The organism is Haemophilus parainfluenzae, from assembly GCF_900450995.1.
GTDB lineage: Bacteria > Pseudomonadota > Gammaproteobacteria > Enterobacterales > Pasteurellaceae > Haemophilus_D > Haemophilus_D parainfluenzae_O.
Map to the genome: position 1 here is coordinate 642047 of NZ_UGHY01000002.1, position 17068 is coordinate 659114.

Sequence of the window (17068 nt, forward strand, 5' to 3'; positions counted from 1 at the left end):
ATAATTCATGAAAAAACAACTCAAAAGTTTTGCTTTTGCTGTATTAGCAGGGGCGGTTATCACGTCTTGTGCGGATTCTGCCTCAATCAATCAAGAAGCAGAAAGCAGCTATACACAAGAAATGGGGAAAATTCGCTCACAAGGTGCGATTGATACCACATCAAATACCGCAAGACGTATTCATCATGTCTTTAACAAAATGGTGCCTTATGCTAACCAAGAGAATGAGACAGGCTTGGAGTTTAACTGGCAAATTAATGTTATTAAATCTAAAGAACTCAATGCTTGGGCTATGCCTGGCGGGAAAATGGCTTTATATACAGGTTTAGTGGATACCTTACAACTAAGCGATAATGAAATCGCCGTTGTAATGGGCCATGAAATGGCACATGCTCTAAAAGAACACGGTAAAGCCAAAGCTAACTTCGGCACAATAAGTGCTATCGCTGGTGCTGTGGGTGGAACAGCATTATCTGCCGTAGTAGGTGCGGATATGACTGATTTAGTTGCACTGACCAAAGACTTTGCTTTAGATAAACCGTACTCTCGTAGCGCAGAAACTGAAGCGGATGAAGTTGGATTAATGCTAATGGCTCGCTCAGGTTACAATCCACAAGTTGCGCCTGGTTTATGGCAAAAAATGGCTAAAGCCTCTGGTGGTTCTCAAGGCGTTCTTGACGTATTAGCTTCTACTCACCCGAGTGATGAATCTCGCCAAGAAAACTTACAACGCTTATTACCAGAAGCGATGGAACTTTACAAAGCTGCTAAAAATAAAAATGGCTAAATAAAACGGTTTAAAATTGACTGCACTTTCATAAATAAAAAGCGAACATCATGTTCGCTTTTTTAATATCTAAAAGAAAACCGCACTTAAAAAATCAAAGTGCGGTTTGTTTTTCTCGTATTTTCAATTAATGTTGTTCGTTAATGTGACCTTCGATTGGTTTTACATTTTTATCAAACACTGGTAACGGTTTGTGTTCGCTTGCAATATATGAATAAATCACTGGCAACACGAATAAGGTAAACAATGTACCGATTGCCAAACCTGCCACGATAACAATACCAATACTGAAACGAGATACCGCACCCGCACCTGTTGCATAAAGCAACGGTACAAGACCTGCAATCATCGCAGCGGTTGTCATCAGAATTGGACGTAAACGTACTTTAGCCGCTTCGGTAATCGCTTCAATACGGGTTTTACCATGATTTAACTGCTCTTCTTTCGCTACTTCACACATCAAAATACCGTGTTTTGTGATAAGTCCGACTAAGGTAATCAAACCAACCTGTGAGTAGATATTTAGCGTTGTACCTGCAATACCCAAAAATCCGAAGACATTTAAGGCTAACAATGCACCACTCACCGCTAACGGAACAGAAATCATAATCACGATTGGATCGCGAATTGATTCAAACTGAATTGCTAACACTAAGAAAATAATCACTACCGCAAGTAAGAACGTTACAGCAAGTGCATTACCTTCTTGTACTAACTGACGTGCTTCACCTTTAAAGTCATAGTTATAACCTTGTGGTAAGGTATCTTTCGCATTGTCTTGCAACCATTGGATTGCATCACCAATTGAAGTACCTGGCATTGGTACTGCACTGATTACCGCGGAATTCAATTGGCTAAAACGCGATAATGAACTTGGTTGTGGTTCTAATGTGGCTGTCACTAAACTGCTTAATGGTACAGAGGTACCATTTTCCGCAGTGACGTAATACTTATTAAAACTTTCTGGTGATAAACGATTGTCACGTTTTACCTGGGAAATAATTTTATAAGCACGGCCATCAATATCCACTCGTTCAATAGTTGCAGCAGATAAGAAGCTACCTAACGTACGGCTGATTTGTTGCATTGTAATACCGTAAGTCCCTGCTTTTTCACGGTCGATCTTAATACGCATTTGAGCGGTATCAAATTTAAGATCGAGGTTGGTATAAACGAACTTACTGGATTTCTGCATATCCTCTAAGAATTTACCTGCCACATTCGCTAAATCGCCATAGTCTTGTGATGTGCTGATCACAAAGCCAATTGGAGGACCTTGCTCACCCGTTTCAATTTCAGGGAACGCAAAGCCTTGTACAGATACTTCAGGAATGGATTTCGCTTTTGCATTCAATTCATTCATGATAGCTGTTTGGCTTTTTGAGCGTTCTGTCCAATCTTTTAAAGTCACAACGTTTAAAGATTGGTTAGAACTTGGTGCGCCTGAAATTGTCATCGCAAACTGCACTTCTGGCGTATTCGTTAAGATCTCTTGATAAGGTGCCATCGCATTTTGCACATAATCTACGTTCACATTCGAAGGTGCAGAACCGATTGCCAAAAATGCGCCCTTGTCTTCCGTTGGTGTTAATTCACTCGAAAGTGATTTAAACAATACCGGTAAGGTTGCAAAGATAATTGCCGCAAACATCAACATACATTTACGATTTGCCATCACCAAACCAAGTACATAGGCATAAGCCGCATTCACTTTACTAAGGGTATGCTCTACTCGTTGCTCTAATTTACTTGGTGCCTCGTTGGATTTCAGCAATTTACTGGTCATCATTGGTGAAAGCGTTAATGCTACGATACCCGAAATAAATACCGCCCCCGCAAGGGTTAAAGCAAACTCTTTAAACAACGTACCCGTAATACCGCCCATTAACGCCATTGGAGAATATACCGCAATCAAGGCAATGGTCATGGAAATAACTGGGACAGCAATTTCACGCGTACCAATAATCGCCGCACGGAATGGCGTTTCACCTAACTTAATATGGCGGTCCACGTTTTCCAATACCACAATCGCATCATCCACCACCAAACCGATAGCCAGAATCAATGCCAGCAAAGTCATCAAGTTAATGGAGAAATCAAATGATTGAAGCAACATAATTACCCCAATCAATGAAATCGGAATGGTGATAACCGGGATTAAAATCGCACGGAATGAACCAATAAACATGGTAATCACCACCAATACGATCACCGTTGCTTCAACAATCGTTTTGATTACTTCATTAATTGAGTTATTAATCGCAATTGTACGGTCATATAAGATGTCAGATTCAATAGCATCCGGCAGATTATTTTTAATACTGTCATATAGCGGACGCACTTTCGCAGCTACTGTTAATGGGTTTGCTGACGAGGTTGGGTTAATCGCTAATACAACAGAATCTGCGCCATTCGCTACCGCACGTGAGCTATCGCTTGATTTATTTAATTCAATATCAGCGATATCGCGTAAACGTACTAACTTATCACCACTAGACTCTACAATTAAATTACCTAATTCTTCAACCGATTTTGTCGTAGTTTCTACTTTGTTTTTATAGGTCACAAAATAGCCATTATCATTACCTGCCGCTGTTTGAACGTTATTTGCCGATAATGCTGACATCACCTGTGTCGCCGAAAGGTTTTGAGCCGCCATTTTTTCTGGGTCTAACCAAACACGAAGTGCATACTCTGATGCACCAAAAATATCAACACTTGCCACACCTTCTACGGTAAAGAACTGTGGTTTCACCACTCGTTCAATGTAGTCAGTTACTTGGCTTGCATCAAGTTTGTTAGAACGGAAACTAATATACATAATCCCCGAACCACCCGTTGATGAAGAAATCGTAGGATCTTCAATACCACTTGGTAATTCAGAACGAACTGAGTTAACTTTAGCTAACACATCTGCCAATGCCGCATTCGGATCCGTATTTAATTTCATTTTTACGGTGACAATCGATGCACTCGGGCTAGAGCTTGAAGACATATAGTCCACATTATCCGCTTGCGCTACCGCCTCTTCAATTTTGGAAGTAACAAACGCTTGAATTAAGTTTGCATCCGCCCCTGGGTAAACCGTGCTCACCGTAATCACCGTCGTGGTCATTTTCGGATATTCACGCACAGCCAATTTCGAGATCGCTTGTAATCCTAAAATAATGATTAACAAGCTAATCGAAACCGCCAAAACAGGACGACGAATAAATATATCGGTAAATCTCATTCGCTTTTCCTAATTAAAGATTCGTTTTATTCGCAGGTTGTTCAGTACCCACGCCCGCTTTATCTGCAACAGAGACTAATGAACCGTTACTTAAGTTTTGCTGGCCACCCGTCACAATTTTATCGCCAACTTTAACTTCATCACCTTTTAATTGTGCATAAATACCTTGACGATCTTTCGTAAATACAGTGATTGATTTTGCACGGTACATATTTGCTGCTTTTTCTGCGCCGCCTAATTTCTCAATATCTTCATCGGAAAGTGAGGTCAAAATATAAAGCGATTCGCCATACATGTTGTAGCTCACTGCCACTTGTGGCACAACGATTTGATTATGCTCAGTTGGTAAAGCGACATGTAAGCGGGTAAACATACCGGATAATAATTTTGCCCCATCTTCTGGCTCAAATGTTGCTTGAACATCCACTAAACCCGTTGAAGAATTAATTGCCGGCTCAATTGCAGTAACCTTCGCGGCAAAGGTTTCACCTTTACGTGCGTCTGCCGTAGCCGTTACTTTTTGACCAATATGCAATTTATCTAATAGGTTTTGAGCGATCGCAAAATCCACTTTCATAGAAGAACGATCTTCCACTCTCACAATTTCAGTACCGTTTGAAACGTACTGACCGACATTCACTTTCACGATACCCGCTTTACCATCAAATGGCGCGACGATTTGGCGACGTTCAATTGTTGCTTTTAATGACTCAATATTTGCCGCTTGTGCTTCATAAGCTGATTTTGCATTATCTAATTCTTGACGAGAAACAGCCCCGCTGCCCGCAAGGTTTGCATAACGTTGATAAGTTTGACGTAATGACACCACCTGAGCTTGTGCGGCTTGTAAGCTTGCACGCTCAACTGAGCTATCTAACTCAACTAACAAATCCCCTTTTTTCACGCTCTGACCATTTTGCACGAGCACTTTAGACACCGTTCCTGCACTTTGAGCACTTAACATCGCCCCTTGATTCGGACGAACAAGACCTGTCGTTTCAATGATTGGCGTCCATTCTGAAGCCTTAACTGTCATTGCAGTCACAGGAGAAGCTGTTTCTGGTTTATTTGCTAAGAAATCAGCAATGCCTTTTGCTTTCATATGATTAAGAAAAATCATTGCAGCAAAAATTAACACAAATACGCCTAACGCTAATTTCAAAAAGAAAACGTGTGAACGCTTCGGTCTATTAGTTTGAGCTATACTCATTTGGAAAACTCCATTAAGACAATAAAATTACTACTTCTGAATTGCACGCCAAGAGCGTTCAATGACAGATTCTAACATCGCATCGGTTACTGCTGTACCGAGAAATTTAATATCTGAGGCTAAAACCATTGCCGTTTTAAGACTCAGCAAAAATAACATGTGAGGATCTAAATCAGCTAACACATTTGCTGCTTGTCCCTTGAGACAAAACTGATCCCAACACGAATGTTCCATTTCTTTACAGGTTTCAATAAACCTTGGTAAAGATCGATATTGGTTCATGTTTAACAGAATCGTTGGATTTTCTTGAAGAAAATGCCAAATATTCCACCACATTTTTCTGTATTGTTCGAAAAAAAGTTGGCTTTCATCAAAACCTTCTTCAATCGCCACAACAAACTTATTGAACACTCGACGAGCAAATTGTGCTAATAACTCGTCTTTACTCTTAAAATAAAGATAAATCGTACCCGCTGCGATGCCTGCTTCCTTGGCTAACTTATGCATAGAAAGATGATGTAATCCTTCTTTTGCCATAAGACGATCTGTTGCATCAAAGATCTGCTCACTGACATCAAGCTTCGTTTTAGAGGCTTTTACTTGTCGCATAATAAAAAATTAAATTCTTAGGGTTATATATGAGAAAGGTCATTTAAGATGAACATCAAAAAATGAATGAACGTTCATTTTATTGATTTTTCGTTTTTTGGCAAGTGAAAATATAAAAAAAGTGCGGTTATTTTGATCTGCACCCCAAAAGTTGGACTCAACAAACCAACAATTGAGGTGCAGATTTTTTTATGGGTAAACACTACACAATCGAATTTAAATTACAGGTTATTCAACCTATTTTGAATGAGAAAATGAGTATTAGAGAAGCCGCGCGTTTTTACAATATTCCCTCCAACACCCTAGTCGGGACATGGTTGAAACGGTTTGAAAAAAGTGGCATAAAAGGACTGATTCCCCGTAAACCATCAGGACGACCGCCAATGAAACCCAAATATGCCAGAATGCCACCGCCACCCAAAACTGAAGAAGACCGTTTACGCCTGAGAATTTTACAGCTTGAAGCGGAGGTGGCCTACCTAAAGGAGTTGAGAAGGCTCAGACTTCAGGACGAAGCCGAGCAACGGAAATTATCCAAAGGTTAAGAACATGCTATCCGTTAAAATGGCTTTTAGGCTTTGCACAGTTAGCGCGTAGTACGTTTTTTGCGAAACTTCAGATTAAACCGGATAAGGATGAGTTGTTGAAAAAGGCCATTAAACGCATCAAAGCCAATCATCCTGATTATGGCTACCGACGTGTTCATGCCTGTTTACCAGACGTAAATCATAAAAAAGTCCAACGCTTAATGCAGACACTTGGGCTTCAAGTGCAGTCAAGAAAAAGCAAGAAATTTACCACCTATCGAGGCACGATAGGGGTGATTGCACCGAATCATCTTGAACGCGATTTTAGTGCAACGGCCCCGAAACAAAAATGGGTGACCGATATCACAGAGTTTAAGGCGAAAGATGGGAGTAAAGTCTATTTATCTCCAATTTTAGACTTATTTAACAATGAGATAGTCTCATATAATCTCAGCTATTCCCCAAACTGGGCGCAAGTAGAGGACATGTTAATGCAAGCCGTCAAAGGATTAAATAAAGCTTGTGGTGTCATTTTGCATTCAGACCAAGGCTGGCAATATCAAATGGTAGCTTATCGTCGAATCTTGGCTGAACATGGCATCATTCAAAGTATGTCGAGAAAAGGGAATTGCTTAGATAACGCCGCAATGGAAAGTTTCTTTGGACGATTAAAAACAGAATGTTTTTATGGTCGGGAATTTAAAACAAAAGAAGAGATAGTTGATGCTGTCAGAGATTATTTGGATTACTATAATCACCGACGGATTCAACTAAAATTAAAAGGACTGAGTCCGATACAATATCGAAAACAATCCTTTAAATAGCAGTCTAACTTTTTGGGGTCAGATCATTTTTAACCGCACTTTTAAATTCTGAATTACATTCCAATCACTACGCAACTCGCCACTGATTTTGCTTTATCTTGTGCTGCTGTTGCTGCATCTCGACTACCAAATGGTCCCACTCGTACGCGGTTCCATTCTTCACTTGTCGCAATTTGCGCATTCACGCCTGCCATCGCAAGGCGACCTTGTAAACTTTCTGCTTGGGCGCGATTTTTAAATGCACCACATTGTAAACCAAATTTTTTACCGCCAGACTGCACTTGTTGTTCAGCGGGTTTTGGATCTGTTTTTTTCGGTTGCTCAGTTTTCGCAGGTTCCGTTTTAGCTGGTTCCGCCTTCACTACTTCTACTTTTTTCGGAGGTTCAGGCTTTTTAACTGGCTCAGGCTTTTTCGCCTCTGGTTTTTCTGTTTGCTGAGCTTGAGCTGTTTGTTGTGCAGATTGAGCTGCGGCTTTTTCCGCATTCGCCGCTTCTTGCTCTTTACGTTGAGCTTCTAATTTTTTCGCTTCCTCTGCTGCCTTTTGCTCTTTTTCCATTTGAATCAGCACTTGACGCTGCTCTTCCGTCAAACGCATATTTTTTTCAACAGAAGAAGGATTATTATCCACCGGCACAGTACGGGTTTCTAATTCTTTAATATAGTGCCATACTTCTTCTGGACGATTCGGCAACACGCTTTTCGGTTGCTGTTTTTCTGGTTGAACCGTTGTTGTCACTACAGGTTCAGGCGTTTTACTTTTTAAGAAGTAAAGCCCTAAACCAAAACCTAATACCGCCACCAACGCAAGAGCAATTAAGGTATTGCGATTAAAACTTTTCTTTGCTTTCTTTTTATTATTTTTTGAGCCGCTTCGACCGGCAAAATCTCGATGAGCCACGATAAAATCCTAAAATATTCGATAAATTAAACTTAGAGTATAAAAAACGCTTAATTCTACTGAAAAACAGTGCATTTTTCTAGGGAATTTTTGCTAACTCAAATCCAATGGATCCACGTCTAAAATCAACCGCACTTGAGAAGACTTTATCAGCTCTGGTGAATATCGACTCAATGCAGACTGTAATTGTTTCCGAGAAGCGTGCTGTAATAATAACTGCCAACGATACTGCCCCGCTTTTTTGCTGAACGGTGCGGGAATCGGCCCCAACACTTGCAAGCCTTCTATTTTTTGTTCATAGAAGAAGGATGCTAATTGCGACAATGCATTTTCCGCCTCTTCAGAATGACGACATTGTGCTTTAAACAACGCTTGGAAACTAAATGGAGGCAAGCCCATATTATGACGTAGCTTCAAAGTTTCTTCTGCAAAGGCTTGATAACCTTTTTCAAGTAATGTGGTTAATAACGGGTGATCCGGATAATGTGTCTGCAAAACCACTTCACCCTGTTTTTCGGCTCTGCCTGAGCGTCCTGCAACTTGTACATAAAGCTGCGCTAAACGTTCTTCGGCTCTGAAATCAAGGGAAAATAAGGCATTATCTACATTCACTAAAGCAACCAACGTGACATTCGGAAAATGGTGTCCTTTAGCTAACATTTGTGTGCCAATTAAAATCTGACTTTTACCTTGCTGAATATCCTCTAAATAACCTTCAAGCTTGCCTTTTCGAGCTGTACTATCACGATCGATGCGTGCAATATTATATTGCGGGAAACGTGCTCTTAGGGTTTCCTCCAGTTGTTCTGTACCTAAACCCGTTGTGACTAGATGTGTTGAACCGCAATGGCCACACTGCATCAGCACTGTTTTTTGTGCACCACAATGATGGCATCGTAAAACGCGCTGATGTTGGTGATAAGTATAAGGTTTTTCGCAATGATGACATTCATCAATCCAACCACATTCATGGCATAACAACACAGGGGCAAATCCACGTCGATTAAGGAACAACAACACTTGATTACCTTTTTCTAAGTGTTCTTGCATACGTTGCAATAGCGGTTCGGATAAACCGTTTTGAATTCGTTGATGTTTTAAATCAATCACAAACTGGCGAAGTGAGGTCGCATTTCCAGCCCTTTTTGATAGCACCAAATGATGATATTTACCATTTTGTACGTTATTCACACTTTCCAAACTTGGGGTCGCAGAACCTAATAAGATAGGAATATTGAGCTTTTGAGCAAGCACAATACCTAAATCTCTCGCATGATAACGCCAACCATCTTGCTGTTTAAACGAACCATCATGCTCTTCATCTAAAATGATTAAGCCTAGATCTGAAAACTGAGTGAAAAGCGCCGATCTCGTACCAATCACGATTGCACTCTGTCCTGTTCTTGCACGCTCCCAAACATTTAAGCGCTGCGTATCATTCAAGTTGGAATGCAATACATCAATTTCCACATTAAAGCGAGCTTGGAAACGTCTCACAGTCTGAGGAGTAAGCCCAATTTCCGGTACAAGAACCAAAACCTGTTTGCCTTTCTTTAAGACTTCTTCAATATACTGCAGATAGATTTCAGTTTTGCCCGAACCGGTCACGCCCTCTAACAACCACACATTAAAGCCTTCTTGGAAAAGCAACTGGCTAAATGCAAGGGCTTGTTGCTTGTTTAAGGTCAATCGGTTATCAAGATTAACTAAAGGATTATCCCCTAGAGCTTGCTGCCAACTTTTTTGTTCAGTAGACACAATAATCTCTTCCACATAATCTTTGCCTTTAAGGGCTGACCAAATTGCGGAACTGATCTCATTGTTACCTTTTTCTAGATCTTGCGTTAGTAACAAATTTAAGGCTTCAATTTGTTTTTTGGCACGTTTTAATTCACCCGATTCTAACGCTTGTTTTCCAAGGTCCGTAATACGCCAAAAAGTGCGGTCATTTTTAACCGCACTTTCTCCATTACGAAGTTTGACTGGCAAGGCTTGAAACAACACATAGCCTAATGCTGCACGATAATAATTAGCCGACCAAGCTAACCAATCCCAAGTTGTGGAATTAAAGAGTGATTCAGCATCAAGTACATCAATAATCGGTTTTAACTTTTCTTTTGCTACATCCGAAGAAGCTGGCAAATCTACCACGATCCCGACTCGTTTTTGCGAACCCAAAGGCACCAATACTCGTCCACCAACGATTGGCGTCAAGTCGGGCGAATAGAGATAATCAAAAAATCGGGGAAGCGGTACGGCTAATGCAACTCGGACAATATTCATAACAAAAAAACAATTAAAAATTTTCGCTATTATACGGGAATTAGGTGGAAAAATCCCACAACCTTGCCTTTTAGTGTATAATCGCCGCCAATTTTAATTAAGCGAATAAAAACCATGACAGAAGCGCAAAAAACCTTTGCTGATCAAAAACGTAAAACCGTTGAAACGGCTGAATTTACAGAAGATGGTCGTTATAAACGTAAAGTTCGTAGCTTTGTGTTGCGGACAGGTCGCTTAAGTGATTTTCAAAAAAACATGATGAACGATCACTGGGCTGATCTTGGATTAGATTATCAAAACACCCCTTTTGATTTTGCCGCGATTTATCGCAATACGAATCCCGTTATATTAGAAATTGGCTTCGGGATGGGGAAATCTTTAGTGGATATGGCTGAAGCGAATCCTGATAAAAATTATCTCGGCATTGAAGTGCACACGCCTGGTGTGGGAGCCTGTATAGCTTATGCGGTAGAAAAAGGCTTGAAAAACCTTCGCGTGATTTGCCATGATGCCACTGAAATTTTACGTGATTGTGTGAAAGATGGCGAATTGGGCGGTTTACAACTATTCTTCCCCGATCCTTGGCACAAAGCGAAACATCATAAACGCCGCATTGTTCAACCGCACTTTGTAGAGCAAGTTGTACAAAAATTACAACCAAATGGCTTTATTCATATGGCTACGGACTGGGAGAACTATGCAGAACAAATGCTCGAAGTGCTTTCAGCCAATGAAAATTTAGTCAATACTGCCGAACAAGATTATATTCCACGCCCTGATTTCCGCCCTCTTACAAAATTTGAGACGCGCGGTCATCGCTTAGGTCACGGTGTGTGGGATTTATACTTTAAGAAAAAATAATCATCGAGATGATGACTATGCCCATTACCTTAACATAGGAGAACATTGAAAATGAAAACTCGTAATCAACGTCAACGTAAAAAACTTCACTTAGCTGAATTCCAAGAATTAGGCTTTTTAGTGAACTGGCAATTTGCTGAAGGAACCAGCATCGAAACTATCGATGAAACCGTTGATCGTTTTATTGCTGAAGTGATTCAACCAAACGGCTTAGCTTATGAAGGTAGCGGCTATTTACATTGGGAAGGTTTAGTTTGCTTAGAGAAAATCGGCAAATGTGATGAAAGCCATCGCCAATTAGTACAAAAATGGTTAGAAGAGAATAAATTGCAACAAATCGAAATCAGTGAATTATTTGATATTTGGTGGGATTACCCAACAAAAAACGCATAATATTTTAAGCACACGTCAGGGCGGATTCTCCGCCCTATTTAATAATCATTTTCACTTATTTTTTAACAATTTATTTACATTGATAGCATATTTTAAAAATATCCTTGATCTAACTCAATAAAAGTGTATATTTTTTGAAAATTACTCCTTTTAGGTAGTTACTATCTTGTCATTAGAACTAGATAATGCACCATCTAAAAATACCGAATTTTAAAGAAAAATATGGCGATTGAAAATCCTTCTCGCAGACAATTATTACGTGGGCAATTTTTACAATCGTTACATTCTGAGAGCGCGAAAATTCAAGGTATTAATGCTATACGCCCACCTTGGTCGACAAATGAGAACGACTTTACGGATAAATGTACACGGTGTGGTGATTGTATACTAGTATGTGAAACCCAAATTATCGTGAAAGGCGATGGTGGTTTTCCTGAAATACAATTTGACAAGGCCGAATGCACTTTCTGCCAAAAATGTGTTTTAGTCTGCGAACAACCGATTTTTCGTTCATTAGAAGAAGAGCCTTGGGCACATAAAGTTGAGATTACAACGCAGTGCCTAACAGAAAATCAAGTGGAATGTCGAAGTTGCCAAGATAGCTGTCCGATGAATGCTATCCGTTTTCGATTACAACTTGGTGGCGTAGCAAAACCCATATTGGATTTAGAAAGCTGTAATGGTTGTGGTGCTTGCTTAAGTGTTTGCCCAACAAAAGCAATAAAAATTTTTAATATTGAAACAAATATCGATGAGTCAATTTAGCGAAAATGAGAACTGGTATGTATGCAGCATTGTTGTGCAAGCCAGACCAGAAAAACTTAACCAAGTCAAAGAAGCCATTTTAGCGATTCCAACTGCTGAAATTCATGGCGAAAAATCTGATGAAGGCAAATTGGTGGTCACCCTTGAAAGTAACCGTCAATTAGCATTAGCGGATCTTATGGATGAAATTAAAGATATCCCAGGAGTGATTGTCGTTTCTTTAATTTCTAATTACTTAGATGAAAAATAAATAATTTAGGAATACATACTCTTTTGTATATTCTAAAAAATTCAACAACGAGTGGGGAAAACTATGGAACTTAATCGTAGAGATTTTATGAAAGCCAATGCTGCGCTTGCAGCGGCAGCGGCTGCCGGTATGACTATCCCTGTTAAACAGGTTAATGCGACCGAAGATATGGGCATCAAATGGGATAAAGCCCCATGCCGTTTTTGTGGTACAGGATGTAGCGTATTGGTAGGAACCAAAGATGGTCGAGTTGTCGCAACTCAAGGTGACCCAGATGCAGAAGTAAACCGCGGTTTAAACTGTATCAAAGGTTACTTCCTTTCTAAAATCATGTACGGTGCTGACCGTGTACAAACTCCGTTATTACGTATGAAAGATGGCAAATTCCATAAAGAAGGTGACTTTACACCGGTTTCTTGGGATCAAGCTTTCACTATCATGGCGGAAAAAATCAAAGACATCTTGAAGAAAAAAGAACCAAATGCTGTAGGGATGTTCTCTTCCGGTCAAACGACTATTTATGAAGGCTATGCAAAAGTAAAACTTTGGAAAGCTGGTCTTCGTTCAAATACTATCGACCCGAATGCTCGTCACTGTATGGCATCAGCAGCGGCTGCGTTTTTGCGTACCTTTGGTATGGACGAACCTATGGGCTGCTATAACGATATCGAAAAAACCGATGCGTTTGTGCTTTGGGGTTCAAACATGGCGGAAATGCACCCAATTTTATGGTCTCGTATTTCTGACCGTCGCCTTTCTTCTGATAATGTGAAAGTTGTGGTTATGTCAACATTCGAACACCGTTCGTTTGAATTAGCTGATGTGCCTATCGTATTTAATCCACATTCAGATCTTGCAATTCTTAACTACATTGCAAACTACATTATCCAAAATGATAAAGTGAACTGGGACTTCGTTAACAAACACACCAAATTCAAACGTGGTGAAACCGATATCGGTTACGGTTTACGTCCAGAACACCCACTTGAAGTTGCAGCAAAAAATCGTAAAACTGCAGGTAAAATGTATGACTCTGACTTCGAAGAATTCAAGAAAATCGTTGCACCTTATACATTAGACGAAGCACACCGTATTTCTGGTGTACCAAAAGATCAACTTGAAACCCTTGCGAAAATGTACGCCGATCCAGAACAGAACTTAGTTTCTTACTGGACAATGGGCTTTAATCAACACACTCGTGGTGTATGGGTTAACCACATGATCTATAACGTACACTTATTAACCGGTAAAATTTCTAAACCAGGTTGTGGTCCATTTTCATTAACTGGTCAACCTTCAGCTTGTGGTACAGCACGTGAAGTCGGTACTTTCGTTAACCGTTTACCTGCGGATATGGTGGTAACAAACCCTAAACACGTTGAAATTGCTGAGAAAAAATGGAAATTACCAAAAGGCACCATTCCAACTGTACCTGGATACCCAGCTGTACAGCAAAGCCGTGCATTAAAAGATGGCAAAATGAATTTCCTATGGCAGATGTGTACCAACAATATGCAAGGTGGTCCAAATATTAATGAAGAAATTTTCCCAGGCTGGCGTAACCCTGAGAACTTTATTGTGGTTTCTGACCCATACCCTTCGGCTTCAGCGGTTTCTGCTGACTTAATTCTTCCAACTTGTATGTGGGTAGAAAAAGAAGGGGGCTATGGTAACGCAGAGCGTCGCACTCAGTTATGGCGTCAACAAGTGAAAGGTCCAGGTGAGTCTCGCTCTGACTTATGGCAAATTGTTGAATTCTCAAAATACTTCAAAACTGATGAAGTATGGGGTGAAGAGTTATTAGCTCAAATGCCAGAATATCGTGGTAAGACTTTATATGAAGTGCTTTACGAAAATGGTGAAGTAAACAAATATAAAGTACCAACAGATGTTCCAGGATACATCAATGATGAAGCTGATCACTTTGGTTACTACTTACAAAAAGGTTTATTTGAAGAATACGCTGATTTCGGTCGTGGACATGGACACGACTTAGCACCATTTGATACTTATCATAAAGTGCGTGGTTTACGTTGGCCGGTTGTTGATGGTAAAGAAACCTTATGGCGTTACCGTGAAGGCTTTGACCCGTATGTAAAAGCAGGTGAAGATGTTGCGTTCTACGGCTATCCTGATAAAAAAGCAATTATCTTAGGTGTACCTTATGAAGCACCTGCAGAATCACCGGATGAAGAATATCCACTATGGTTATGTACTGGTCGTGTACTTGAGCACTGGCATACCGGTACCATGACTCGTCGTGTACCTGAATTACACCGTGCATTCCCAAATAACTTAGTGTGGATGCACCCAGCGGATGCGAAAAAATATGGCTTACGTCATGGGGATAAAGTGAAATTAACAACTCGTCGTGGTGAAATGATTTCATATTTAGACACCCGCGGTCGAAACAAATGTCCTCCTGGTTTAATTTTTACAACATTCTTCGATGCAGGACAATTGACGAATAAATTAACCTTAGATGCAACCGACCCAATTTCTGGTGAAACCGACTACAAAAAATGTGCGGTAAGAGTGGAGAAAGCCTAAGCCAGAATAAGGTTAAGCGGGCAAAATAGCGAAATTTTTGCAAAATTTGACCGCTTACAAAGGAAAACAAGATGAAACTGGATCCAAACCGCCGTCAATTTTTGAAAAATGTGACACGAATTGCGGCAGGGGTATGTGGAGCAGGCGTTATTCTTGGATTGCAACAACAGCAGGCTAAGGCGAAAGAAGGCGTGACTCTGCGTCCACCTGGGGCGTTACCAGAAAACGAATTCTTAGCCGCTTGTACCCGTTGTGGGCAATGTGTGCAGGCGTGTCCTTACGATATGTTGCACTTAGCTTCGCTGATTGCTCCAATGGAAGCAGGAACACCGTATTTCGTAGCACGCGATAAGCCTTGCGAAATGTGTCCCGATATTCCTTGTATGAACGCTTGTCCGAGTGGTGCATTAAGCGAAGAGCTTAAAAATATCAACGATGCCCGTATGGGCTTGGCAGTGTTACTTGACCACGAAACCTGCCTCAACTGGCAAGGTTTGCGTTGCGACGTGTGCTACCGAGTTTGTCCGCTGATTGACAAGGCGATTACACTTGAGAATGTCCATAACGATCGCACAGGCATTCATGCCAAACTGATTCCAACCGTGCATTCTGATGCTTGCACAGGCTGCGGTAAATGTGAACAAGCATGTGTGTTGGAAGAGGCGGCGATTAAAGTGTTGCCGATGGATCTCGCTAAAGGCTTACTCGGTCGTCATTACCGCTTAGGCTGGAAAGAGAAACAAAATGCAGGTAAATCGTTGATTGAGGCACAACATCCTGATGGACTGCGTCCGCAATTTGAGCCAAGAATGCCAGAGGGGATGAGCGAAGCAAGCTATAAACCAATGCAAGTGAAGCCAAATCAGAAAGTGGCAACGCCAAACCGAGCTTCTATGGATTATGTGCCAAGTTCAACTACGGTGCCTGAAGCTGAGCACTTCCCGAATTTGGACTTAAACATTAAGGGGGTGAAATAATGGCAGTTGCACCAAAATATACCCCAAATAAACCCAAAGATGCGGGCTTGGAAGCTCGGCAAAAATTGGGCTGGTGGCGAGCTTATCGCTTCCTGCTTTTAAGACGGCTCAGCCAATTGAGCATCATTTTGATGTTTTTAAGTGGACCGATGTGGAATGTCTGGATCTTAAAAGGCAATTATAGCTCAAGCATGCTTTTGGATACTGTGCCATTGACAGATCCATTGATGACCGCTGAAAGTTTAGCGACGGGTTATTTACCAGAAATCACAACGATTATTGGCGCCTTGGTTATTGTCGTATTCTACGCCATCGTTGCGAGCAAAGCCTTTTGTAGTTGGGTCTGTCCAATGAACATCGTGACTGATGCCGCAGCTTGGTTACGTAGAAAATTAGGTATTCGACAATCATTAAAAATTTCACACCAACTTCGCTATGTGATTTTAGCCGTGATTTTGGTCGGTAGCGCAATAACAGGCACACTCTTATGGGAATGGATAAACCCTGTTGCTGCACTTGGACGCATCTTTGTCTTTGGAACAGGTGCAACCCTTTGGTTGGTAGCAGCTATCTTCCTATTTGACCTACTCGTTGCTGAACATGGCTGGTGTGGTCACCTTTGCCCAATTGGTGCAATCTATGGTGTTATTGGTGCTAAAAGCCTAATTAAAATTAATGTAATCGATCGCGATCGCTGTGACCGTTGCATGGATTGTTATAATGTTTGCCCTGAACCGCAAGTATTAAGACTTCCTTTACACGGTGGACCTGAAGATAGTCAAATTATATTGGCAAAAGATTGTATTACTTGTGGACGCTGTATTGACGTCTGCGCAGAAAATGTATTTAAATTTGGCTCTCGCTTTGAGAAACAAATAAAAATTAAAAATATTTAATTATT

The 17068-nt window shown here is 40.8% G+C and carries 15 protein-coding genes; 10 read left to right on the plus strand and 5 right to left on the minus strand.

All coding sequences use genetic code 11. The features are described from left to right. Nucleotides 1-7: 7 nt before the first annotated feature. Nucleotides 8-787 carry a M48 family metallopeptidase gene (locus tag DX522_RS03235; RefSeq protein ID WP_115179794.1) on the plus strand — a complete coding sequence of 260 codons (780 nt, stop codon included), beginning with the start codon at nucleotides 8-10 and terminating at the stop codon, nucleotides 785-787. 127 nt (nucleotides 788-914) lie between these two features. Here the strand turns inward: DX522_RS03235 and DX522_RS03240 are convergent, their stop codons facing one another. From DX522_RS03240 to DX522_RS03250, 3 genes are read right to left on the minus strand one after another with little or no spacing between them, the layout of a single operon-like run. Continuing rightward, the gene (locus tag DX522_RS03240) at nucleotides 915-4019 is read right to left on the minus strand and encodes an efflux RND transporter permease subunit (protein ID WP_115179795.1); all 3105 of its coding nucleotides are present in this window, start codon (nucleotides 4017-4019) and stop codon (nucleotides 915-917) included. Between the two features lie 13 nt (nucleotides 4020-4032). Next, the gene (locus DX522_RS03245) at nucleotides 4033-5229 is read right to left on the minus strand and encodes an efflux RND transporter periplasmic adaptor subunit (RefSeq protein WP_115179796.1); all 1197 of its coding nucleotides are present in this window, start codon (nucleotides 5227-5229) and stop codon (nucleotides 4033-4035) included. A 30-nt stretch (nucleotides 5230-5259) separates the two neighbouring features. Then, a complete protein-coding gene (locus tag DX522_RS03250) occupies nucleotides 5260-5838 on the minus strand; it encodes a TetR/AcrR family transcriptional regulator (protein WP_115179797.1) in 579 nt (192 codons plus the stop codon). 191 nt (nucleotides 5839-6029) lie between these two features. On the opposite strand from DX522_RS03250, the gene DX522_RS03255 reads away from it, so the two are divergent. Next, the gene (locus tag DX522_RS03255) at nucleotides 6030-6383 is read left to right on the plus strand and encodes a helix-turn-helix domain-containing protein (RefSeq protein WP_115179798.1); all 354 of its coding nucleotides are present in this window, start codon (nucleotides 6030-6032) and stop codon (nucleotides 6381-6383) included. Beyond that, entirely contained in the window at nucleotides 6371-7189 is an 819-nt protein-coding gene (locus tag DX522_RS03260) for an IS3 family transposase (protein WP_262054275.1), read from the plus strand. The genes DX522_RS03255 and DX522_RS03260 overlap by 13 nt, the downstream gene beginning before the upstream one ends. A 53-nt stretch (nucleotides 7190-7242) precedes the next feature. Here DX522_RS03260 and ftsN read toward each other — a convergent pair whose 3' ends face one another. Together ftsN and priA are read right to left on the minus strand one after the other, a co-directional pair. Continuing rightward, nucleotides 7243-8088, minus strand: coding sequence for a cell division protein FtsN (gene ftsN, locus DX522_RS03265; RefSeq protein ID WP_115179800.1), 846 nt, complete (start codon nucleotides 8086-8088; stop codon nucleotides 7243-7245). 93 nt (nucleotides 8089-8181) lie between these two features. Beyond that, the gene (gene priA, locus DX522_RS03270; RefSeq protein ID WP_115179801.1) at nucleotides 8182-10371 is read right to left on the minus strand and encodes a primosomal protein N'; all 2190 of its coding nucleotides are present in this window, start codon (nucleotides 10369-10371) and stop codon (nucleotides 8182-8184) included. A gap of 114 nt (nucleotides 10372-10485) precedes the next feature. On the opposite strand from priA, the gene trmB reads away from it, so the two are divergent. From trmB to napH, 7 genes are all read left to right on the plus strand, one after another. Then, complete coding sequence (trmB, locus tag DX522_RS03275) at nucleotides 10486-11232, plus strand: tRNA (guanosine(46)-N7)-methyltransferase TrmB (RefSeq protein WP_115179802.1); 747 nt, start codon at nucleotides 10486-10488, stop codon at nucleotides 11230-11232. Between the two features lie 51 nt (nucleotides 11233-11283). Then, entirely contained in the window at nucleotides 11284-11625 is a 342-nt protein-coding gene (locus DX522_RS03280; protein ID WP_005696799.1) for a YggL family protein, read from the plus strand. Between the two features lie 222 nt (nucleotides 11626-11847). Then, entirely contained in the window at nucleotides 11848-12390 is a 543-nt protein-coding gene (gene napF / locus DX522_RS03285; RefSeq protein ID WP_115179803.1) for a ferredoxin-type protein NapF, read from the plus strand. Beyond that, a complete protein-coding gene (locus DX522_RS03290) occupies nucleotides 12377-12640 on the plus strand; it encodes a chaperone NapD (RefSeq protein WP_049367905.1) in 264 nt (87 codons plus the stop codon). The genes napF and DX522_RS03290 overlap by 14 nt, the downstream gene beginning before the upstream one ends. 63 nt (nucleotides 12641-12703) lie before the next feature. Beyond that, on the plus strand, nucleotides 12704-15190 hold the full coding sequence (gene napA / locus DX522_RS03295; RefSeq protein ID WP_115179804.1) for a nitrate reductase catalytic subunit NapA: 2487 nt from the start codon (nucleotides 12704-12706) through the stop codon (nucleotides 15188-15190). Between the two features lie 71 nt (nucleotides 15191-15261). Continuing rightward, complete coding sequence (gene napG, locus DX522_RS03300; protein ID WP_115179805.1) at nucleotides 15262-16167, plus strand: ferredoxin-type protein NapG; 906 nt, start codon at nucleotides 15262-15264, stop codon at nucleotides 16165-16167. Next, entirely contained in the window at nucleotides 16167-17063 is an 897-nt protein-coding gene (napH, locus tag DX522_RS03305) for a quinol dehydrogenase ferredoxin subunit NapH (protein WP_115179806.1), read from the plus strand. The genes napG and napH overlap by 1 nt, the downstream gene beginning before the upstream one ends. Nucleotides 17064-17068 lie beyond the last annotated feature (5 nt).

Bases quoted from the DNA above. Each gene is read 5' to 3' on its own strand.
- napG (WP_115179805.1), top strand. From the start codon at position 15,262: ATGAAACTGGATCCAAACCGCCGTCAATTTTTGAAAAATGTGACACGA.
- DX522_RS03245 (WP_115179796.1), bottom strand. From the start codon at position 5,229: ATGAGTATAGCTCAAACTAATAGACCGAAGCGTTCACACGTTTTCTTT.
- DX522_RS03235 (WP_115179794.1), top strand. From the start codon at position 8: ATGAAAAAACAACTCAAAAGTTTTGCTTTTGCTGTATTAGCAGGGGCG.
- trmB (WP_115179802.1), top strand. From the start codon at position 10,486: ATGACAGAAGCGCAAAAAACCTTTGCTGATCAAAAACGTAAAACCGTT.
- DX522_RS03240 (WP_115179795.1), bottom strand. From the start codon at position 4,019: ATGAGATTTACCGATATATTTATTCGTCGTCCTGTTTTGGCGGTTTCG.
- priA (WP_115179801.1), bottom strand. From the start codon at position 10,371: ATGAATATTGTCCGAGTTGCATTAGCCGTACCGCTTCCCCGATTTTTT.
- napH (WP_115179806.1), top strand. From the start codon at position 16,167: ATGGCAGTTGCACCAAAATATACCCCAAATAAACCCAAAGATGCGGGC.
- DX522_RS03290 (WP_049367905.1), top strand. From the start codon at position 12,377: ATGAGTCAATTTAGCGAAAATGAGAACTGGTATGTATGCAGCATTGTT.
- napF (WP_115179803.1), top strand. From the start codon at position 11,848: ATGGCGATTGAAAATCCTTCTCGCAGACAATTATTACGTGGGCAATTT.
- DX522_RS03255 (WP_115179798.1), top strand. From the start codon at position 6,030: ATGGGTAAACACTACACAATCGAATTTAAATTACAGGTTATTCAACCT.
- napA (WP_115179804.1), top strand. From the start codon at position 12,704: ATGGAACTTAATCGTAGAGATTTTATGAAAGCCAATGCTGCGCTTGCA.
- DX522_RS03280 (WP_005696799.1), top strand. From the start codon at position 11,284: ATGAAAACTCGTAATCAACGTCAACGTAAAAAACTTCACTTAGCTGAA.
- DX522_RS03250 (WP_115179797.1), bottom strand. From the start codon at position 5,838: ATGCGACAAGTAAAAGCCTCTAAAACGAAGCTTGATGTCAGTGAGCAG.